This window comes from Enterococcus sp. E5-162 (assembly GCF_035725965.1).
GTDB classification, from domain to species: Bacteria; Bacillota; Bacilli; order Lactobacillales; family Enterococcaceae; genus Enterococcus_B; species Enterococcus_B lactis.
The window spans coordinates 41,908-60,904 of sequence record NZ_JAPRFV010000008.1; the positions used below are offsets into that span (position 1 = coordinate 41,908).

At 38.4% G+C, this 18,997-nt stretch carries 15 protein-coding genes; 3 read left to right on the forward strand and 12 right to left on the reverse strand.

The features are described from left to right. Positions 1–40: 40 nt before the first annotated feature. Positions 41–601: a TetR/AcrR family transcriptional regulator gene (locus tag OZZ83_RS09005; protein WP_002325115.1), complete on the reverse strand. Its 561-nt coding sequence runs from the start codon at positions 599–601 to the stop codon at positions 41–43. Positions 602–750: 149 nt separating this feature from the next. Here OZZ83_RS09005 and OZZ83_RS09010 point away from each other — a divergent pair, with 149 nt between their 5' ends. Continuing rightward, entirely contained in the window at positions 751–2,043 is a 1,293-nt protein-coding gene (locus OZZ83_RS09010; protein WP_002308227.1) for a multidrug efflux MFS transporter, read from the forward strand. A gap of 59 nt (positions 2,044–2,102) precedes the next feature. Here the strand turns inward: OZZ83_RS09010 and OZZ83_RS09015 are convergent, their stop codons facing one another. The 5 genes from OZZ83_RS09015 to OZZ83_RS09035 all read right to left on the reverse strand — a co-directional run bounded on the left by OZZ83_RS09015 (position 2,103) and on the right by OZZ83_RS09035 (position 7,539). Next, the gene (locus OZZ83_RS09015; RefSeq protein WP_002308226.1) at positions 2,103–3,221 is read right to left on the reverse strand and encodes an aminotransferase; all 1,119 of its coding nucleotides are present in this window, start codon (positions 3,219–3,221) and stop codon (positions 2,103–2,105) included. Between the two features lie 13 nt (positions 3,222–3,234). Next, complete coding sequence (arcD, locus tag OZZ83_RS09020) at positions 3,235–4,656, reverse strand: arginine-ornithine antiporter (protein WP_002308225.1); 1,422 nt, start codon at positions 4,654–4,656, stop codon at positions 3,235–3,237. Between the two features lie 243 nt (positions 4,657–4,899). After that, on the reverse strand, positions 4,900–6,021 hold the full coding sequence (mnmA, locus tag OZZ83_RS09025) for a tRNA 2-thiouridine(34) synthase MnmA (protein WP_002313365.1): 1,122 nt from the start codon (positions 6,019–6,021) through the stop codon (positions 4,900–4,902). Positions 6,022–6,227: 206 nt separating this feature from the next. Then, entirely contained in the window at positions 6,228–6,833 is a 606-nt protein-coding gene (locus tag OZZ83_RS09030; protein ID WP_002308223.1) for a hypothetical protein, read from the reverse strand. Between the two features lie 88 nt (positions 6,834–6,921). After that, positions 6,922–7,539, reverse strand: a complete 618-nt coding sequence (locus tag OZZ83_RS09035) for a hypothetical protein (protein ID WP_002313364.1) — start codon at positions 7,537–7,539, stop codon at positions 6,922–6,924. 2,168 nt (positions 7,540–9,707) lie between these two features. On the opposite strand from OZZ83_RS09035, the gene OZZ83_RS09040 reads away from it, so the two are divergent. Further along, a complete protein-coding gene (locus OZZ83_RS09040; protein WP_087063608.1) occupies positions 9,708–11,639 on the forward strand; it encodes a YiiX/YebB-like N1pC/P60 family cysteine hydrolase in 1,932 nt (643 codons plus the stop codon). A gap of 269 nt (positions 11,640–11,908) precedes the next feature. Here the strand turns inward: OZZ83_RS09040 and OZZ83_RS09045 are convergent, their stop codons facing one another. Both OZZ83_RS09045 and OZZ83_RS09050 read right to left on the reverse strand, forming a co-directional pair. Continuing rightward, positions 11,909–12,496, reverse strand: coding sequence for a metallophosphoesterase family protein (locus OZZ83_RS09045; RefSeq protein WP_002313362.1), 588 nt, complete (start codon positions 12,494–12,496; stop codon positions 11,909–11,911). Positions 12,497–12,625: 129 nt separating this feature from the next. After that, positions 12,626–13,903, reverse strand: a complete 1,278-nt coding sequence (locus tag OZZ83_RS09050; protein ID WP_002308213.1) for an MFS transporter — start codon at positions 13,901–13,903, stop codon at positions 12,626–12,628. Positions 13,904–14,093: 190 nt separating this feature from the next. Between OZZ83_RS09050 and OZZ83_RS09055 the strand changes: the two genes are divergently transcribed. After that, positions 14,094–14,876, forward strand: a complete 783-nt coding sequence (locus tag OZZ83_RS09055; RefSeq protein ID WP_252706799.1) for a hypothetical protein — start codon at positions 14,094–14,096, stop codon at positions 14,874–14,876. A gap of 108 nt (positions 14,877–14,984) precedes the next feature. On the opposite strand, the gene OZZ83_RS09060 is transcribed toward OZZ83_RS09055, so the two are convergent. From OZZ83_RS09060 to OZZ83_RS09075, 4 genes are all read right to left on the reverse strand, one after another. Next, positions 14,985–15,329, reverse strand: coding sequence for a DUF1831 domain-containing protein (locus OZZ83_RS09060; RefSeq protein ID WP_002286736.1), 345 nt, complete (start codon positions 15,327–15,329; stop codon positions 14,985–14,987). Positions 15,330–15,465: 136 nt separating this feature from the next. Further along, positions 15,466–16,611 (reverse strand): cysteine desulfurase family protein, encoded by a 1,146-nt coding sequence (locus tag OZZ83_RS09065; RefSeq protein WP_002308210.1) that lies wholly within the window; start codon positions 16,609–16,611, stop codon positions 15,466–15,468. Between the two features lie 423 nt (positions 16,612–17,034). Then, the gene (locus OZZ83_RS09070; RefSeq protein ID WP_002308208.1) at positions 17,035–18,009 is read right to left on the reverse strand and encodes a ribose-phosphate diphosphokinase; all 975 of its coding nucleotides are present in this window, start codon (positions 18,007–18,009) and stop codon (positions 17,035–17,037) included. A 79-nt stretch (positions 18,010–18,088) separates the two neighbouring features. Continuing rightward, positions 18,089–18,964: a hypothetical protein gene (locus OZZ83_RS09075; protein ID WP_002308207.1), complete on the reverse strand. Its 876-nt coding sequence runs from the start codon at positions 18,962–18,964 to the stop codon at positions 18,089–18,091. Positions 18,965–18,997: the final 33 nt, after the last annotated feature.

Sequence of the window (18,997 nt, forward strand, 5' to 3'; positions counted from 1 at the left end):
TAATGAACATCTTGAAAATGATACCAATGAATCTGATTGTTTAAGGCAAAGTAGCGATAAAGTCATTGATCATCCAAAAATAGCTGTCCTCTGGATCGATTGTCGGTTCTTTTGTAAAGTATCCTAAAAAACGCAAGGAAAGATAGCCGTGGATCATACTACGTAATTCTCTGCTTCGGTGGACTTTTTCTTCTTTCGTTAATTGAAAAGCCTCAAAGATCTGCAAAATGATCTGGTTCGTTTCATGGATTCCCTCTAATAAAACTGCTTCATTGGTGTGGGGCACACTGATCAGCAACTCATACACTGCTTGATTCGAAAAAGCAAAGGATCGATAAGTTTCTGCATAGATCTGCAGTGCTTCCTGACCACTTTTCCCCACAAGAGCCCGACGCAGCTGGTCATTAAGTTCCTGCAGAAGTTTTGCTGTTAACGCTGTTTTGACATCACGAATATTTTTGAAATGGTTATACAGCGAGGGAGCCTTGATATCCAAGCGTTTTGCTAAATGCTGAAAGGTTATTTGCTGAACATCCATCTCTTCTGCTAGTTCTCGAAAGCAGTCGATGATTTTCTCTTGAGACAGATTTCTTTTTTTCATTTCCATGTTTCCTCTCATAAAATAAATCCTTCACTCTTTCAGTTTACCACGAAAAAGAACGAGAAAAAAGAGACTTTCATTGATAAACTACATAATGTAGTTTATAATAAAGAGTTGTAGATGAAAATTTTCAGAAAGAAGGAGTCTAATTGGCTGCAAGAATAAAGGAAAAATTATTTAGGAAAAGAGAAACTTGGGAACAGAACTTGTTTGTCTTATGGTTTGGAACATTTATGGCTGGTATCGGATTTAGTTTAGTCATGCCTTTTATGTCACTTTACATAGATACGTTAGGTAATTATAGTACGGCACAATTGAACTTTTGGAGCGGATTGACTTTTTCATCTACTTTCTTAGTGACTACGCTGATCTCTCCTTGGTGGGGGAAATTAGCCGATCAAAAAGGAAGAAAATTGATGCTGTTGCGTGCTTCATTAGGAATGGCAATCGTCATTTCTTTGATGGGCTGCGTGACTAGTGTGTATCAATTAGTCGCATTGCGTCTGCTTCAAGGGATTTTTTCTGGTTATATCAGTAATGCCACTGCCCTTGTCGCAACTGGGACGCCAAAAGAAAAAAGTGGTCAAGTTCTTGGGACCTTAGCAACTGGTTCTGTTACAGGAACATTACTTGGACCGCTTCTTGGCGGGATCTCTGCTTCAGCGTTTGGCTATCGCCCTACCTTTTTCATTACAGGGATCATCTTATTTTTCGTCTTCTTGTTGAGTCTGTTTTTCGTCCATGAAAAATTTGTCCCAGTGAAAAAAGAAAACATGGTTTCTGCCAAACAGATTTTCAAAGACTTGAAATATCCACACGTCGTCATCGGTATGTTCGTCACAACGATGATCATCCAAGCATCCAACAATTCCATCAGTCCAATCATCAGTCTGTACATTCGTCAATTGCTGCATGGACATGGGAATGTTACATTGATCAGCGGAATCATCGCTTCGATACCTGGAATTGCTACTTTGATAGCCGCTCCAAGATTTGGTCGCTTAGGTGACAAGATTGGGAGTGAAAGAATACTTGCGATTGGTTTGGGTTTTGCGATTTTGGTTTATATCCCAATGGCATTCGTCACGAATGTTTGGCAATTAGCTGCCTTACGTTTTTTGATTGGTATCTCTGATGCTTGTCTGCTCCCTGCTGTCCAAGCATTGATCACAAAATATTCGCCTCATCAAGCTGCTGGACGGATCTTCAGTTATAACCAATCTTTCCAAGCAACTGGTAACGTAGTAGGACCTATGATTGGCTCCAGTGTTTCCAGTGCATTTGGTTATCGTGGCGTCTTTCTTTCGACTTCTCTTCTTGTTTTAGTCAACTTCTTGCTTGTACGACACAATACACAAGAGATCCATCAGCAAGAAACTGCAGAAGAAAAAGCTTCAGGAGTCTCCATATCTTCAGGGCACTCTCCTTCTCATAGACAATAAGCGTAAATGAAAAACACTGCTTGAACAGTTGTCACAGACTGTCCTTGCAGTGTTTTTGTTTAGGCCTGTTTTTTCAAGAATTCAGATAAAAGGGATAATCCCTTTTCCAAGGTTTCTTTTTTACAACAGTAACCTAGTCGGGCATGCTTCGGTAAATCAAAGGCACTTCCTGGTACTAATAGTACTCCTGTTTCTTCTAATAAATTGATACAAAATGTCTGATCATCTTCTTCGATGGTTAATTTGATGAAAGAAGTAGAGACGTAATTGGGAGCGACGAGTTCAACTTTCGGTTCATTTGCTACCCACTGTTTTAAAATCGCAAGGTTCTCAGTAATGATCTTTTGATTTCGCTCCAAGATTTTTTCTTTGTTCTTCAAAGCATGTACAGCAAGATCATCTGACAGGACTCCGCCGCAAATCATCGTGTAGTCTCGATATTTTCGAAAAACCTCTGCCAACTCAGGTCCAGTAGCTGTCCAGCCAATACGGATACCTGGAATGGAGTAGGTTTTGGATAGGGAATTGGTTGCTATACCTTTCTCATAGACATCTACGATCGACAAGAATTCACCTTTATCCGTTAAAGGCGCATATACTTCATCTATCAATACATATGCATCTACTGTACGAGCAATTTCTGCGATTTTTTCTAAAGTTTTCCGATCTAGCAATGTGCCTGTAGGATTGTTTGCACTATTCAAACAGATGATTTTTGTTTCAGGTTTGACTAAGGCTTCTAGCTGTTCTAAATCAAACTGCCAATCTTCTTCTTCCTTCAAATGAACAAAGTCAACAGTGGCACCTAAAGATTTAGGGATGTCATATAGTTGCTGATAAGTGGGAAGCATCGAAACAACATGGTCTCCTGCTTCCACTAACGCGTATAGAGCTAAAAGATTAGCACCAGTCGCTCCGTTCGTTTGTAAGATGTTTTCTGGATCGACGGTTTGATAAAGCGAAGCGACTTCTTGTTTGAACGCATCTGATCCTTCGATCCAGCCATAGTCCAATGGTTCATTTTTGCGTTTTTCGAAAAATTCACTTACGTTGGTCCCGTCTAAGCCAACGAGTTCGTCTAATGTCAATGCTTCGATCGAACTTTGTGCAATATCATATACCGCTTTCTTCTCCCATTTATTTAGCCATTCTTCCACACCGAAATTTGCGATTTCCATGTTTCTTTCCCCCTTATATCTTGATCCAGCCTACAGTAAGCAACCCGATTGAAAGCAGTGCGGCCACACAAATCAGCCCAATCATTACTTTTTCTTTTCCCGTGATTTGATGGTTGGTTTCCCGACAAGCGATCCAGTAGAAGCAAAAACCAGGAAGATAGGCAATACTACATAAAAGGACATAAGAAAATCCTGCTAAAGTGATTCCCATCAATTCAAAAACTACAGCAATCCCACCGATCACTACTTGTTTTTTGATTCCTTCTTTTAAAGAAAACTGGACTTGATAGATTCCGACAAGCAGATAACAAATCAAGATTGCCGCTGTACATAAAGAATAGGCAAATTGATAGGCATAATCAGTAACTAAGAAAGTCAATAAGAATAGATTAGTCAAGATGGCAGTAACAACTAACGAATAAGTTGGGGCATTTTTTTTATTCGTTTTTCCCCAAGCTTTCGGCAACAGACCGTCTCGAGCCATCAACATCGTTGTTTCTGCTGGGAGCATCGTCCAAGACAACCAAGAACCGATGATCGAAATGATCAAGCCGATATTGATCAGTGCCGCTCCCCAATTTCCCACGATTCCTTTTAAAATATTTGCCATAGCAGGTTGTGAAATAGTTGCTAACTCTTCTTGAGATAAGACACCGTATGGCAAGATCGAAGCAAGGATATAGATAAATAATAAACAAAGCAGCCCCATGATGGATGCTTGCTGGGCTTCTGAACGTTTCTTCGCGCGGTTAGCTAAAACACTTGCACCTTCGATCCCTACAAAGACCCACATCATGACCATCAAACAACCTTTGATCTGCAACCAGATCGTTCCTTGCTGTCCTGATCCGTTCACTAGATTATCAGATACGTTGCCCCAAAAATTAGTAGTGAATATATTCACTTTAAATGCGATAAATACAAATATTAAAAATAGGAATAATGGCACTAATTTACAAATCGTCACGATCGTATTGATTACGCTCGCTCCTTCGATCCCATTGTTTACTAATAAAGTCAGACCCCAAATAAAAAGACTTGCGAATAAAATAGAAGGAACATTTTGTCCCCCTTTGAATATCGGAAAAAATTCTCCCATGGCACTCATTAGCATCGTCGCAAAAGCAACATTTCCTAGCCACGCAGACAACCAATAGCCCCAGCCACTAATGAAGCCACCTAACTTACCAAATGAAGCTTCTGCATACCCAAAAATCCCGCCATCCAGATCTGGACGTTTTTCTCCTAAATGGTTCAGCGATAATACCAAAGCTAAAATACCAATCCCGACGATTATCCATGAAAGGATTGCTGGTCCAGGGGCGGCAGAACTAGCCAGATCACTCGTGATTCCAAACACACCGCTTCCGATTGACGAACTGACAACGAGAGCAACCAGACCCCACTTACTAATACCTGTCGATTTCTTTTCCATTTCCATCACCTTCACTTATAAAATTGAACAAACCACCTGCAAAATATTTCCTTTATTTTGCATCTGCTCTTGCTTACCAAAAGCAACTTTATTCATATTATTGGATATTATGGACTGTTTACACTAAAATTACAAGCGTAAAATGAATAAAAATTAATTTTATTGCAAAAAAACAGCTATGCTGTCCAAAAGAAAAGGTGTTTCTTTTGTTAGCCATAGCTGTTTTGATTCATTTCATATCGCTTAAACGTATTGTAAAACTTTTGTTTCTTGGTATGCGTGGTCGATCAAACCGCCACCTAGACATTCCATTCCGTCATAAAATACAACTGCTTGTCCAGGAGTGATGGCACGTACAGGTTCGTCGAATACGACTTCTGCACGGTTATCATCCAATAAGCGAACTGTCACAGGAACATCTTGTTGACGGTAACGGAATTTCGCTGTGCACTTGAATTCTTTTGGCATTGGTTCATTCGTCGTAAAGTGGATTTCACTTGCATCCAAGCTTGTGGCGTACAGTGCAGGATGGTGGAACCCTTGACCCACGTATAATGTGTTCGTCGCTAAATCTTTCCCTACGACAAACCAAGGTTCTTGCGAATCTCCTCCGCCACCGATTCCTAGGCCTTGACGTTGACCGATCGTATAGTACATCAAACCAGCATGTTGCCCTTTGACTTCACCGTCAAGAGTGACCATATTGCCTTTTTTCGCTGGTAGATAGTTGCTCAAAAATTGTTTGAAGTTCTTTTCACCAATAAAGCAGATTCCTGTTGAATCTTTTTTCTTAGCAGTCGCAAGGCCTGCGCGTTCAGCAATTGCCCGCACTTCTGATTTTTCCATACCGCCTAGAGGGAACATCGTTTTTGAAAGCTGTTCTTGTGATAATTGACTAAGGAAGTAAGTTTGATCTTTATTGTTGTCTACTCCGCGAAGCATATGGACCACACCGTTTTCATCGCGAGTGACTTGCGCATAATGTCCAGTAGCTACATAATCAGCACCAAGATCCATTGCATAGTCCAAGAATGCTTTGAATTTGATTTCTTTGTTACACATCACGTCTGGGTTAGGTGTACGTCCTGCGCGGTATTCGGCTAGGAAATATTCAAATACACGGTCCCAATATTCTTTTTCGAAATTCACAGAATAATAAGGAATCCCGATTTGAGCAGCTACTTTCGCTACATCCTTATAATCTTCCGTGGCCGTACATACGCCGTTTTCGTCCGTATCATCCCAATTTTTCATGAAGATCCCGATCACGTCGTATCCTTGTTCCTTTAATAAAAGTGCTGTTACAGATGAGTCGACACCGCCGCTCATCCCTACGACAACGCGTGTTTGGCTGTTGTCTGTCATGATATCACCATCATTTCAATTAGATTCTGAAACATCTACGAGTTGAAGGTCGCAACTTTTCAGTATTTTACATTATACGTCATATTTCTGAAAATTTCATCCCTTAATTATCAGCGTTCGAATACATAACCTATCATAGGGAAAAAACAGCGCTATCTTCATACTCCAGTGATTCTCATGATCAAAAGAGGAACGGCAGTTTCGATTCATAAGAAAAACAAAAGAACAACATTGTAATAAGTAGCAAATAGATAATTCATTCCTAAAAGTAGCCACTTTATTCGATTATCCTCAAGTTTTGTAGAGAAATAGAGACCCATCAAGCCGGAAATCATTATGAAAAGCAACAAAGCGATGATTGCCCACATCCTGTCGGTATTTAAATAGAAAGCCAATAGATAATGGATCCAAATAAGTAAACTGATCGATATCAACATCGGTAGACCTAGACCGAACAAAAAAAATGCTTTTTCTTTCTGTTTATATTCTAATATTTCTACTAAACCAATATACAACACACATCCTAGCAACAAATCCAACCTAGATAAACTTAACCACCCAATGATGTAAAACAGCCCTAATCCGCAAATCAAAAGAAAATGAAGAGCAATCACTAGCCATTTTACTTTTATGGAATCCATTCTTCTTGTAAAAGCTAGACTGATACCACTTAAAATCCAACATGAATACTGAATGATCAGAAACCCTATCACTTCATGACGAATATACAAATGACTGCTGAGCAAAATCATACAGAAGACTAACAGAACCACCGATACCCGCTTACTTTTCTTACTTTCTATTGATAACATCCAACTCTCTCCTTTTTAATTGACCCATACATCGCCTTCCTCATGCCCCAATGATTCTCATGATCAAAAGAGGAACGGCAGTTTCGATTCATAAGAAAAACAAAAGAACAATATTGTAATAAGTAGCAAATAGATAATTCATCCCTAATAGCAGCCACTTTATTCGATTATCTTCAAGTTTTGTAGAGAAATAGAGACCCATCAAGCCGGAAATCATCATGAAAAGCAACAAAGGGATAACAAGCCAAGATTTAATAGTATTTGAATGGAAAGCCAACAAGTAATGGATTCCAATAAGCGAACTGATCGATATTAGCATCGGTAGACCTAGACCGAACAGATAGAATGTTTTTTTCTTTTTTTGATAGTCTAATGTTACGACTGCTCCAAAATACAACACACATACTAACAACAACTCCCACCTAGGTAAACTTATCCACCCGATGATCCACCCAATGATGTAAACAAGCCCTACTCCGCAAGTCAAAAGAAAATGAAGAGCAATCACTAGCCATTTTACTTTTATAGAATCCATTCTTCTTGAAAAAGCTAAACTGATACCACTTAAAATCCAACATGAATACTGGACAATCAGAAACCCTATCACTTCATGACGAATATACAAATGACTGCTGAGCAAAATCATACAGAAGACTAACAGAACCACCGATACCCTCTTACTTTTCTTACTTTCTATTGATAACATTCAACTCGCTCCTTTTTAATTGTTTGCTTCGTTGCTGACTTCAAAAAGTTTGAAACAAAATAAATAGAAATTGGAAAACATTAAAATATGTAGCAAATAGATAATTGATAACTAACAACATCCATCTTACCTTCGCAGATTTGATCTTTGTCGAAAAATAAAGACCTGCTAAGCCGGGGAAGGATATGAAAATCATTAAAGCTGCACTTTGAAGACTATTTCCATAATAGAAATGAGCCACCCCTAGACACCAGCCAGACAGTAACATAGATATACATAACCCGACCAAATTGATAGTTAGTTTCATTTTTTCTCCTTTTGTTTTTAATCCTCTTTTTCTTACAACAGAAACGTTCCGCCATTTTTTACCAACCAAAAATGATCCAGTTAAAGATACATATCAAATTCGATACTATAACAATCGCTTTTAAACATTTAGAATTGATTTTTGTTGAAAAAACCAGGCTTAACCCACCAAATAACCAAATACAAAACATTATTCGTATACGAGTCCCATCGTCGTTATAATTTATTGAAGGGAAAAAAATAGTCAAAGCTATACAAAGCACTAGCAGACTTATTGAAATGATTGTACACGTCTTACTTTTTAATGGTAACATTCACAAATCTCCTTTCCGATTGATACATGGCTATCTTAATAAATGACCATAAAATTGCATCATAGTAAGATGGGTAGCTATTAGATAATTTAGTATTATCAGGAACCATCTCATTCTTACAGACTTGACTTTTGTAGAAAAATATAGTCCTGTTAATCCTGGAAAAATCATCATAAGTAACATATATACTCCTTGAGGGCTATTTCCGTAATAGAAATGAGCTATCCCGAGACACCAGCCAGACAGTAACATAGATACACATAAACCGATCAAATTGACATCTAATTTCATTTATTTCCCCTCATTTTCGTTTTTTATTGAAACAACAAACTAAAACAGAACAATTTACATAGCATAAATCACCCAACTATAAATACCAATCAAATCAAGTAGGATAACTAGCATTTTTAACCTTTTAGAATTGATTTTTTTCGAAAAAACCAAACTCAAACCACCAGTGCTCCAACAACAAAATATTATGGACACTAAAAACTGAAGATTATTTTCTATAGAAGGATGAAAATAAAAACTAGCTGAAATGAAACAAATTGACAACAAGCTTATTGAAATGATCGTACACGTCTTACTTTTTAGTGGTAACATCCACACATCTCCTTTTCATCAAAGTATTCATACATGTCGTTTTTTATCAAATTGCTTATACAAGATTTATTTTGCTCAAAGAATAAAGACTTAATATCTCACATTAAAACTCTATTTTAGAGACTATTTATATAGTAAGAATAGATACCAATGAAACAACTAAGTGACAAAAATATAGCTATATACAAACCGATTCTATTTAACTTTATTTTCTTCTCTTCTCGTGATTTTAAACATCTTTTCCTCACAACAGAAAGGTTCTGTCGTTTTTCATCAATCAAAAATGATCCAACCAAAAATACATATCAAATTTAATAAAATGACACATGCTTTTAAGCACTTAGAATTGATTTTTGACGAAAAAACAAGGCTTATCCCACCAAATAACCAATTACAAAACATTATTGATACAAGAATTGTATAGTTTCCATATTTTGTCGAAGGATAAAAACTAGTCATGATGATGCAAAGCACTAGCAAAATTATTGAAATGATCGTACACGTCTTACTTTTTAGTGGTAACATCCACACATCTCCTTTCTAATTGATTGATACTTGTCTATCTTCAAAAAAACTCTAAACAAAAAATCTAGAAATTTGTTATTTAAAAATAAACAAATAAAAAATATAATAACGAAACAAAACAAACAGATATACAAATCAACACGTCTGTTCAATACTCATCCCTACCAAGAAATTGTATCTTCTGTAGACTATCTAACCCCAAATAAAATATAACGTCTTTGATTTTATTCGTAAAACTTAAGTTAAATGCTAATTATTTCATTAAAGATAACAGTTCTCAATCATCGATATAGCTGATTTTACTCTTTGGTGTTACGTGCAATATACGCCTAGATTAAATAACTTATACATTTTATTTTCAAGCTATCATCATACTTATTCATATGTTATTATTCTAGCATAAAACAAGGAGGGATTACATTGAAATCAAAAATTAAATTGTTTCTGACTACCTGTTTACTCGCCGTCGCATTTGCCATCCCAATCACGACTGTACATGCTGATACAGATACCCAGCAGATATTGGAGGAGTATTATGAAGAATTCAAAAATGAATACGCTTCCTTCGATCAGACATTTGAAGAATTCACTTCGAATTATTACAATCAACCATTCAATTCCGCGATTTCCGAAGAAGACCAATTGCGTGACTACCTAAACACCGTCAATGAGCACTATATTCGTAAAGAAGCCGAACAATTATCCAAAGACCCGCCTCTTTGGTCATTCAATATCGGAAATGCTTTGGAGAATATCACTTTTGAAAAAGTACCGACTTATCATAAATATGATCTGATGAATATCGTTCAACCAGGAGATATCATTTTCGAACGGAAAAGGGCTGGAATCACTCCAGTATTTCTTCATCATGTGATGATCGTAGAAGGCATTTATGAAGAGACACATAGCATCAATGGAAAACCAGAGACCTTCACATATATCCGAACTATCGAAGCAACTGATTATAGTCCTATACTTGAAACAAAAGCTGGAGGCGTTGTTTACGGTGTCTTGGATGATGAACGATTCGATTATACTGATTCAACTATTTTAAGAGTTCCAGCAGGGACAACAGCACAAAGAAATGCAGCCATCTCATTTATGCGTGGACAATTAGGTAAACAGTATAGTGTATGGGGAGATATAATGGGACGGGATCGCTCATCCACTAGAAATGACTGGTATTGCTCTTCCCTTATCTGGGCTGCATATATGAACGCAACACCTGATGGTAGAATCGATGAGCTAACTAATGAAAATGATCCTAGTTTCCAAGGTATTGATTTAGAAAGAACAGATTTTATTAACGGAATGGGTGTAACTCCAAATGATATAAAAAAATCCGATAAAGTCGAAAAAATCAATCCTTTTTTCGTAAATTATAAAGATTACGCAGAAAACATACGATGGTCGAACGCCGGCACTCCTATAGATGGCGAAGATTTCATTTTTAGCCGCGGTTCCAACTCATACACCTTAAGGAATGATTATTATTTCATCGCCACGGACAAAAATAACGGGAGACCTTATGCAAGTACACGTCTTACTTTCGGGCGTAATCATTCTGGAACGATCGTCGTAGAATTCGATATGTTCACCCGTTTTCTTTTAACAGACGAAGCAAGAGCCAAATTTTCTGACAGGAATATCCCGCTTATTCCAGAGACGATCGAAGATCATGATGTTCCGAACTATGTGATGAACTGGATCAATACCTATACCCAATGTTCGTTGGAGATCGTTTATTCTAACAATATCTCTACTGACAACAATCACTTAAGATATAATCCTTCTTTTACAAAAATCACGAAGAAAAAACATCCAGTCAATCCTTATCAGATCAACCAAGTCGTCCATACACCGCCTGCCTTCACTCAGCAAAGATTTGACTATACAGAGAACCTCAGTATCTATGACAAATATGAAATGACGCGACCGAATCCTTTCAATGCAGATGTTTCTTATAATCGAGCTACACCAAGCTGGTATTATTTTTACAATAATTATCATGCGTTGATAAAATTAGAGAATGGTACCTATCGCCACGCCTCTTATCTAAGGATCCATGGTTCATTCACAACTGCTGCTTCTGTCAGGAATGGTTATGGCTTCAATCATGATTTCACGATGACGGACGAAGCAAAAGCGATTTATGGGAATTATTTCTATCATATCGGCGTGAATCAGTCAGTGGATTATGCGATTGACTGGCTAAACCGATACACAAAAGAAAACACCCTGATCGTCTATTCCACTAATATAGATAATGATGTTAGGAAATTGAATGATGGTACTGCCACGGTCAGAAAAGCAGTTAATGATCAAGGGAAATTCGTGTACTGTATTTTGTAGTTCCTCCTTACAACATATGACTGTATTACTAAAAAATAGGATAAAAAGCCGCGCCAAAAAGGGACGACTTTTTATCCTATTTTTGAAAATCAGGTACTTCAATTCTTTTATAACATGCAGCGAACTGTTTTTCTATTTTGATCCTTATGGCACAGAATTGGGCAGCAGGCTCAAAAGCTTGTATTTGTGGGGACAAGTCCTACCCAATCAAAAACACGAGAAGCTGTTTTTGATTGCCTGTTCTTATCACTTGATGCAGGGCAGCTTTTTCACGACCTCTTTGCTTCATATATTTCTTTGATTTGCTTTTCGGATAACGGCGTACCGAATGGCAGTTTTTCTTTTAGAAGGTCTCTTTCTGGTGCGTCTACGCCTACATTGACGACATTTTCAATGGGTACACTATAATGATGGATATGCCCGTGAAGGTTTCGAATGGTGTCGTTAGGTCCGAGTAACATTGGATAATGCGTCAAGTAATATTGCTGATGATCGAACTTCACGATAGCACCTACGTCATAAAAATAAAATTTGGGACTGCCATCAGAAAGTCCAGGATCGTTTTTTTCTAAATAACGGAAGAACGCACGACTGTCATGATTCCCTTTGATCAAGTGGATCGTTCCTTGCAGTTGACTGACTAATTCTAAGATGTCTGCATTTGCTTTTTCATACTGCGGATGCATGGCAAGATCACCTAGATGATAGACGTGATCCGTTTCTTTTACTACTGCATTCCAGCTGGTGATCAACTGTTGGTTCATCTCATCTACATTTGCAAAGAGTCGCGGAGCAAAGTCATTTTCTCCTAGTAAACGCTCATGAAAAAAGTGCATATCACTCGTAAAATAATTCATGTTTCTCCTGCCTCCCTTTTCCTTAGAGTAAACAAAATTGCTGATCGGAGCAACTCATAACATCTAAAAAAGCTGTGAAAAAACCACTTGATTTCAAGTAGGAAGAAAATTTTTATCACCGCTCCTTTTCTATTCGTTTTCTTGTTCACGGTGTTCTTTCACCAGTTTTTTCTGTAATTCTTTATCATAATTTCGAGCAACGGGTGTCAAAAATAAAACGATCCCGCATAAAAGCGTACCAATTCCCGCAATCAGAAACATCTTTTCTACACCAATCTTATCTGTCAAGGGGCCGGCAAATATTAAGCCAATCGGCCCTGGCAAAGTCATTAATGAGTTGAATACACCTAAGACTCGTCCTAAAACGTTCGGTTCATAACTCTGTTGGATGATCGCCATCAGTAAGGTATTGAAATAAGGTGTGGCAAAACCTGCCCCGGCATTCAGTAAAAGAAAATAAAAGAATCCCTGTGTTGTCCCCGGCAACAATCCACTAGCCCCAATCGTGGTACCTACGACTACGTAAGCCATGAAAATCGGCTTCATCCGGTCTTTCCATTTTCCAAAAAAGCCAATCACCGCTCCACCTGCAAGCATTCCTACTGAATAGACTACTTCGACAAGACCCGCCTGTCCTACATTTTGACCAAAATAGCCCATCGTCATCAACGGATACAGACTGGCAGCTGGCATAAACAATAACGTGAACACAGCACCGTTGAGCATGATATGCCAAAGACCTTTATTCTCGTACAATTTTTTCACACCAAATTTTGTATCTGTCAACAAATGAATGGTTTCTCCTTGCGAAATAACCTTAGGGATCGTCACAAAAACAAGTAATCCCACACCAAATACCGCGCCTAGCACATCAAGCAAAATCAGCCAATTGATAGGTATCACTGTAAATAAAAATGCACCTATTGCAGGCGCAATGATAAAATTCGCTGACTGGACCATGCCTAGCTGTCCATTGATACGTGTCAGCTCTTCTTCTGGGACCATCGTAGGAAGGATCGATTGGATCGTCGGCATCTGGAAAGTTTGAGCAATTGCACGAATGAACAACGATACAAACACTAGCCACAACGGAAATGTGTCAGAAATCGTACCGACTACTACCAAGACCATTGCAAACAACGCGACAATGATATCTGTCAAAATCAACAATCGCTTTTTGTCCCAACGATCCACCAACGGACCAGCAAACGGACTCAGCAAAACCATTGGGATCATACCTAATAACGTAGCAAAGCTCAAGATTGTTGCTGAACCTGTTTCTTTCGTCAGATACCAAATGATTGCATATTGCACGATCATACTCGTGATTCCAGATAAAAACTGACCTGTCAAAAACAAGTTGATATTTTTACGCCAATGTAAAACCGGCTCCTTTTCTTCTCCCATATCCTTCCCCCACTTCTTCTAAGACTTATCGTCCTTACGTAGCTAGAATTATACTTGATTATTTCCTTGAAACCTAGCTGTTTGTTCAAATACCATCGTTATATATTTTCAGTTTTGGTAAAAAAGTAAAATTAGCAGAAAAAAATCAGCAATCATGCTAAACTAAGAAAAAACTAGGAGGGCATCAGTCATGAAAATCAACTTTCAGACCACTCTTACCCCTGAAGAAATCAAAATCGTACTTGAACAGACACAAGGTACGATCTGGATCAGCCACAAACTACCTAAGCTTCCAGAAAATGCTTTTTATCTCTTTTATCATCAAAAGGTGTGTACAGCAATTGGGAAAACAGTCCAACCAGAAACAATCGATACCGTCATCATGATCCAGCTTCCTTGGGATATAGAAGCCGATTATATGATCTACATGCTAACCGAACAAGCAGAAAAAGCTGGTCTTACAATAGCCAAAGAATCGTTCCCTTCGATTCCTGAAACGGCTAGAAAGAAAATGGCAGAACACCAAGAGAAGATTGCTGCTATACTAAGTACATTTGGTTATCCAATCGATTCTTCCGTGCCATCTGCCGCTGAAGATACGAAGAAAAAACCAGCAAAAGCTCGTCATCGCTTGTCAAAAGAAGTCAGTGAGATTCCTTTTACCGTCGATTTCAGGGGAAGTCAAGCAACGCTTTACTGGATCAAACGAAATGAATTGCTGATCAAAGCAGGCGCGACGCTCGTCAAAGATCCTCCTTTAAATAAAGACGGCTCATTAGGTTATGCTGCAAAATATGGGCAAAAGCTACGAGATGATTATAAAGACAAGATTTCAGGCACAACCACGATCGAAGATATCATCGTAAAAAGTGTGAATGAGGCAAGCTTGCTGTTGTACTTTGCCGGAACAAATAGTTGGTTGGAAATAGTGGATGAACATGGAAAATCCATTGATGAGTGGACGAGAGTCTGATTTACAGCAGAAAAAATAAAAAAGACAACTATTTTGTGTCGTCCTTTCAAAGTTAGAGATCTAACGATTAGGCCGTTTCAAAACTAGTTGTCTTTTTATATCCACAGGTTATTCGACTTTTTCGAATAACCCTCGACTGATCATCCCATCCATCAAAAAATAGAATTTATCTTGACTCATTTTCTGTTTTGGATCTTTGAAAATATTGACTGCTTTCAGTCCGTTTGCTGTAGTGATCGACATTTTCAATGTTTGGATATCTTTTGATACAGTGATTTTCAGTTTGAAGCCTTCTTTGCTTTGCGGCGTTGCATCTAATGGTCGGATCAATTGATAATTGCCTCCGTTTGTTTCTGTAAACCCATTATCGCGCAATGTATATCTTTTTGCATCAGGATGCAAACGATAGCTGATTGGTGCGCCAAGTACAGTTGCTGTTGTTTCAAATGCCATGATTTTCACCTCGATAAAATTAGTTTCTCTTTATTATAAAAGTTTATCCTGATTTTTACTAGGTTTTTCAGTTAAGTTCCCTAAAAAATGAAGGCGTTCTCTCAGACATCCGTCCACATCAGAATGACTTTATTAGTTATTTTTTGACAGCACGAACTAATTGATCAAGGAAATAATGGATGTCTTCTTCAGTATTATCTAATCCAAAGCTGATACGAATGGATTCTTTTAGTATCGGCGTATCTTCTCCATACATCGCTTCTAATACGTGAGAAGGTTCGATGTTCCCTGCTGTACAAGCCGAACCAGTAGAAATAGCGATTCCGTTCAGATCAAGCTTCATCAGTAGCAAATCATTTGCTTCGCCAATCAAGCGAAGATTCAACACATGAGGGAGTTTATTCGTTAAATCACCATTTACTTGATAAGGGATTTCGTTTGCTTCTAATGTATCAAGAATCAATTGTTGGAATCCTTGATATTTGTTGTTACGTGCTTCACGTTCTTCAGGTGATAGCAGTTCAACTGCTTTTGCCATTCCCCAGATTCCTGCTAAGTTTTCTGTACCTGCACGCCGCTTTTCTTCCTGCTCGCCACCTAAAAGCAAGGCAGGGATATTTACTCCGTCTCGTTTATATAAGAAACCGACGCCTTTTGGTCCATTGATTTTATGAGCAGAGATACTTAATAAATCGATCCCTAATTCTTCTGGATGGATCGTTTGGTTTCCATAAGCTTGTACCGCATCTGTATGGAAATAAGCTGGATGATCCGCTAAAAGTTCACCGATTTCTTTGATTGGCATCAAATTTCCGATTTCATTGTTCCCGTACATCACAGAGACCAAGATCGTATCTTCTCGCAACGCTTTTTTGATCTCTTCGATCGACAGATTTCCTTTTTCATCTACAGGCAGATATGTAACGTCAAACCCCTTTGTCTCTAAATATTTCATGGTATTAAGAACAGCAGGATGTTCGATAGCTGTAGTGATTAGATGTCTGCCTTCTTTTTGACGCGAGAACGCTGTTTCTAAGATAGCTGTATTATCCCCTTCTGTTCCCCCACTATTAAAGATGATCTCATGAGGTTTTGCTTGCAGACTATCTGCAATGATTTGTCTTGCTGTTTCCATTTTTTCATGCGCGTGGCGGCCAAACCCATGTATGCTTGAAGGATTACCAAACGTTTCTTGCATGATCGCCGTCATCGCTTCAATTACTTGAGGATGCATGGGGGTAGTTGCCGCATGATCCAAATAAATAGTTTTCACTTCATTCATCCCTTCCAAATTATCGCTAGGCACATTCTAGCATAAAACAGCGAATATACCAAAGAAGAGATTACTTTTACCTAGAAGGCACTTAGTGTAGCGAAAAAGAGGTTGTGAAAAAGCTGTCCTGCATCAAGTAATAAGAACAGCCAAACAAAAATAGCTTCTCATATTTTTCGTTTGGTTGGACTTATTACCGCAGATGCAAGCTTTTGAACACCGTTTACCAAGAGGTTGTGAAAAAGTCGTTTAGTTTCGAGTAGTAAGAAAAATTTTGTGAAAATGGCTTTCTACATTTTTGCATAAATTTGGCTTAATACCGAGAAACTGGCTTTTGAACACCGTTTATTCGGAAAAAGAGACTGTGACACAACTTTTGTCACAGTCCCTCTTCTCGTTGCTAATTAATCTTCTCGTTTTTTGTCTTTTTTCTTATTCGAATTCTTTTTCTTCCAGACGGAATAACGGACTCATCGGTGTATTTTCATGGATGCGTTTGACCGCTTCACCCATTAATTCTGAACATGTCACGATCGTTAAGTTTTCTGGATGACGATTTTCTTCTGTGAAAACAGAATCAGTGATACAAATATCTTTGATTGGTGCATTGTCTAAAATGCTTTTCGCATGATCGGACAATAATCCATGTGACGCACAGGCATATACTTCTTTTGCGCCGTTTTCTTTTAATACATTTGCTGCTCGTGCAAGCGTTGCTCCGGTGTTCAAGATATCATCTACCATGATACATGTCTTTCCTTGAACATCACCAATCACATAACCACCCTCCGTTGAAGCATCATCTGCATGGTCTACGATGGCTAATGTACTGTTCAAATATTCTGAAAGACTACGTGCACGCTGAACGCCGCTGTTTTTTGGCGACACAACTACGATATCATCTCCCATCAGACCTAATTGACGGTAATAATGAGCAAACAATGGCATCGTAAATAAATTATCTACAGGAATATCAAAGAATCCTTGTACTTGAACCGTGTGCAGATCTAAAGTCAGTACTCGAGTTGCCCCTGCTTCTTCGATCAAGTTAGCAATCAATTTCGCAGTGATCGGTTCATGAGGTTTCGCCGTGCGGTCTTGTCTAGCATACCCATAGTAAGGCAATACGACATTGATCGTTTTCGCACTTGCTCGCTTCATTGCATCAATCATAATCAGCAGTTCCATGTAATAGTCATTGACAGGTGCATTCGTTGATTGAACGATGTACACGTGATCCCCACGGATACTTTCTTCAATATTGATGGAAATCTCCCCATCACTAAATTGCTTCACGACGCTTTTACCTAATTCTGTTCCAAACACTTTCGCGATTTTTTCAGCTAATGGACGATTCCCATTCAAACTAAAAATCTTCAACGTGTCATCCTGATACTTATTACTCATGTAGTCCTCCCCAAAACTTCTCTATTCTTCGATAGTTTAACATATTTTCCCAAGATTTTCTGTTAATTTCAGCAAATTCTTAAGGAAGTGAAACTGTTCCGTTACTCCAACTGGCAGGAATAACTTTATGGTAGTCCCCCCAATTGTCGTGTACTTTGTAATAACGTTCTCCTGTTTCAGTTTCAAAATAAGCATACGCCGTCACCCAATGATTGCCGTAAGTACTACCAAGTACTTTCAGGATTCCAATCATCACAGGCTTGCCTTCACGTATACGTTTTGTGGCTCGCTGCCATGAACCTAGAAGAGTTGCTCGTGCACGCTCGTGATTGCCATTCTTCTTTAAAAAACTAGAAATCCCTGTACTGACTTGAAAAGGGATCGTAGGAAGGCCTAGTGGTTGGATTTGGCTACGCAACGCCTTTGTCAATGCCATCGAGTTAGACGTGTTTTTCTTGCGGATCTCTAGGGGAAGCATCCACTCTTTACGATAGTCTTGATAGTAGGCAAGTAAAACTGCCGCCGCATAAGTCCCGCAAAGATAACCTGAAGGAGTAGCCCATTTCTTATACCTTAAAAAACGTTCTTCTGGCAATCCCACCCAACAATTTACGAGTTCTTTTCCTGACCTTTTTTCTTCGATCAAAACAGGCACCTCTTCTTTTCCGTTGATCCATTGAGAGAACTCGATTGGTGCTTCATTGAGCAGTCTCCATTGGCTACGAGAAATGCCCTCTTGATAGGTATATTCTGCTGGAGAATATTCTGTCGGATGTCCTGATTGATCGATGATCACATAACTTTGATCTTCAAAAATCAGTGCTAAAAAAAGCCGTTCGCTTTTTTTTGACTGTAGTTGCTGGGTGCTGGCTAATTTTTTGATTTTTTTATCTATTTTAAAATAGAAAGGTTTATCCACTACTTGTTTCAGTTGGGATCGCCTCCTTTTTTTCATTATAAGTGAACGATTGAAAAAAACAAATCAGTT

What these genes read in the sequence shown, in the direction of transcription:
- OZZ83_RS09065 (WP_002308210.1), bottom strand. Translation starts at nt 16,611, where the DNA reads ATGAATGAAGTGAAAACTATTTATTTGGATCATGCGGCAACTACCCCC.
- OZZ83_RS09030 (WP_002308223.1), bottom strand. Translation starts at nt 6,833, where the DNA reads ATGTTATCAATAGAAAGTAAGAAAAGTAAGCGGGTATCGGTGGTTCTG.
- OZZ83_RS09035 (WP_002313364.1), bottom strand. Translation starts at nt 7,539, where the DNA reads ATGTTATCAATAGAAAGTAAGAAAAGTAAGAGGGTATCGGTGGTTCTG.
- mnmA (WP_002313365.1), bottom strand. Translation starts at nt 6,021, where the DNA reads ATGACAGACAACAGCCAAACACGCGTTGTCGTAGGGATGAGCGGCGGT.
- OZZ83_RS09070 (WP_002308208.1), bottom strand. Translation starts at nt 18,009, where the DNA reads ATGAGTAATAAGTATCAGGATGACACGTTGAAGATTTTTAGTTTGAAT.
- OZZ83_RS09075 (WP_002308207.1), bottom strand. Translation starts at nt 18,964, where the DNA reads ATGAAAAAAAGGAGGCGATCCCAACTGAAACAAGTAGTGGATAAACCT.
- OZZ83_RS09045 (WP_002313362.1), bottom strand. Translation starts at nt 12,496, where the DNA reads ATGAATTATTTTACGAGTGATATGCACTTTTTTCATGAGCGTTTACTA.
- OZZ83_RS09005 (WP_002325115.1), bottom strand. Translation starts at nt 601, where the DNA reads ATGAAAAAAAGAAATCTGTCTCAAGAGAAAATCATCGACTGCTTTCGA.
- OZZ83_RS09015 (WP_002308226.1), bottom strand. Translation starts at nt 3,221, where the DNA reads ATGGAAATCGCAAATTTCGGTGTGGAAGAATGGCTAAATAAATGGGAG.
- arcD (WP_002308225.1), bottom strand. Translation starts at nt 4,656, where the DNA reads ATGGAAAAGAAATCGACAGGTATTAGTAAGTGGGGTCTGGTTGCTCTC.
- OZZ83_RS09060 (WP_002286736.1), bottom strand. Translation starts at nt 15,329, where the DNA reads ATGGCATTTGAAACAACAGCAACTGTACTTGGCGCACCAATCAGCTAT.
- OZZ83_RS09050 (WP_002308213.1), bottom strand. Translation starts at nt 13,903, where the DNA reads ATGGGAGAAGAAAAGGAGCCGGTTTTACATTGGCGTAAAAATATCAAC.
- OZZ83_RS09055 (WP_252706799.1), top strand. Translation starts at nt 14,094, where the DNA reads ATGAAAATCAACTTTCAGACCACTCTTACCCCTGAAGAAATCAAAATC.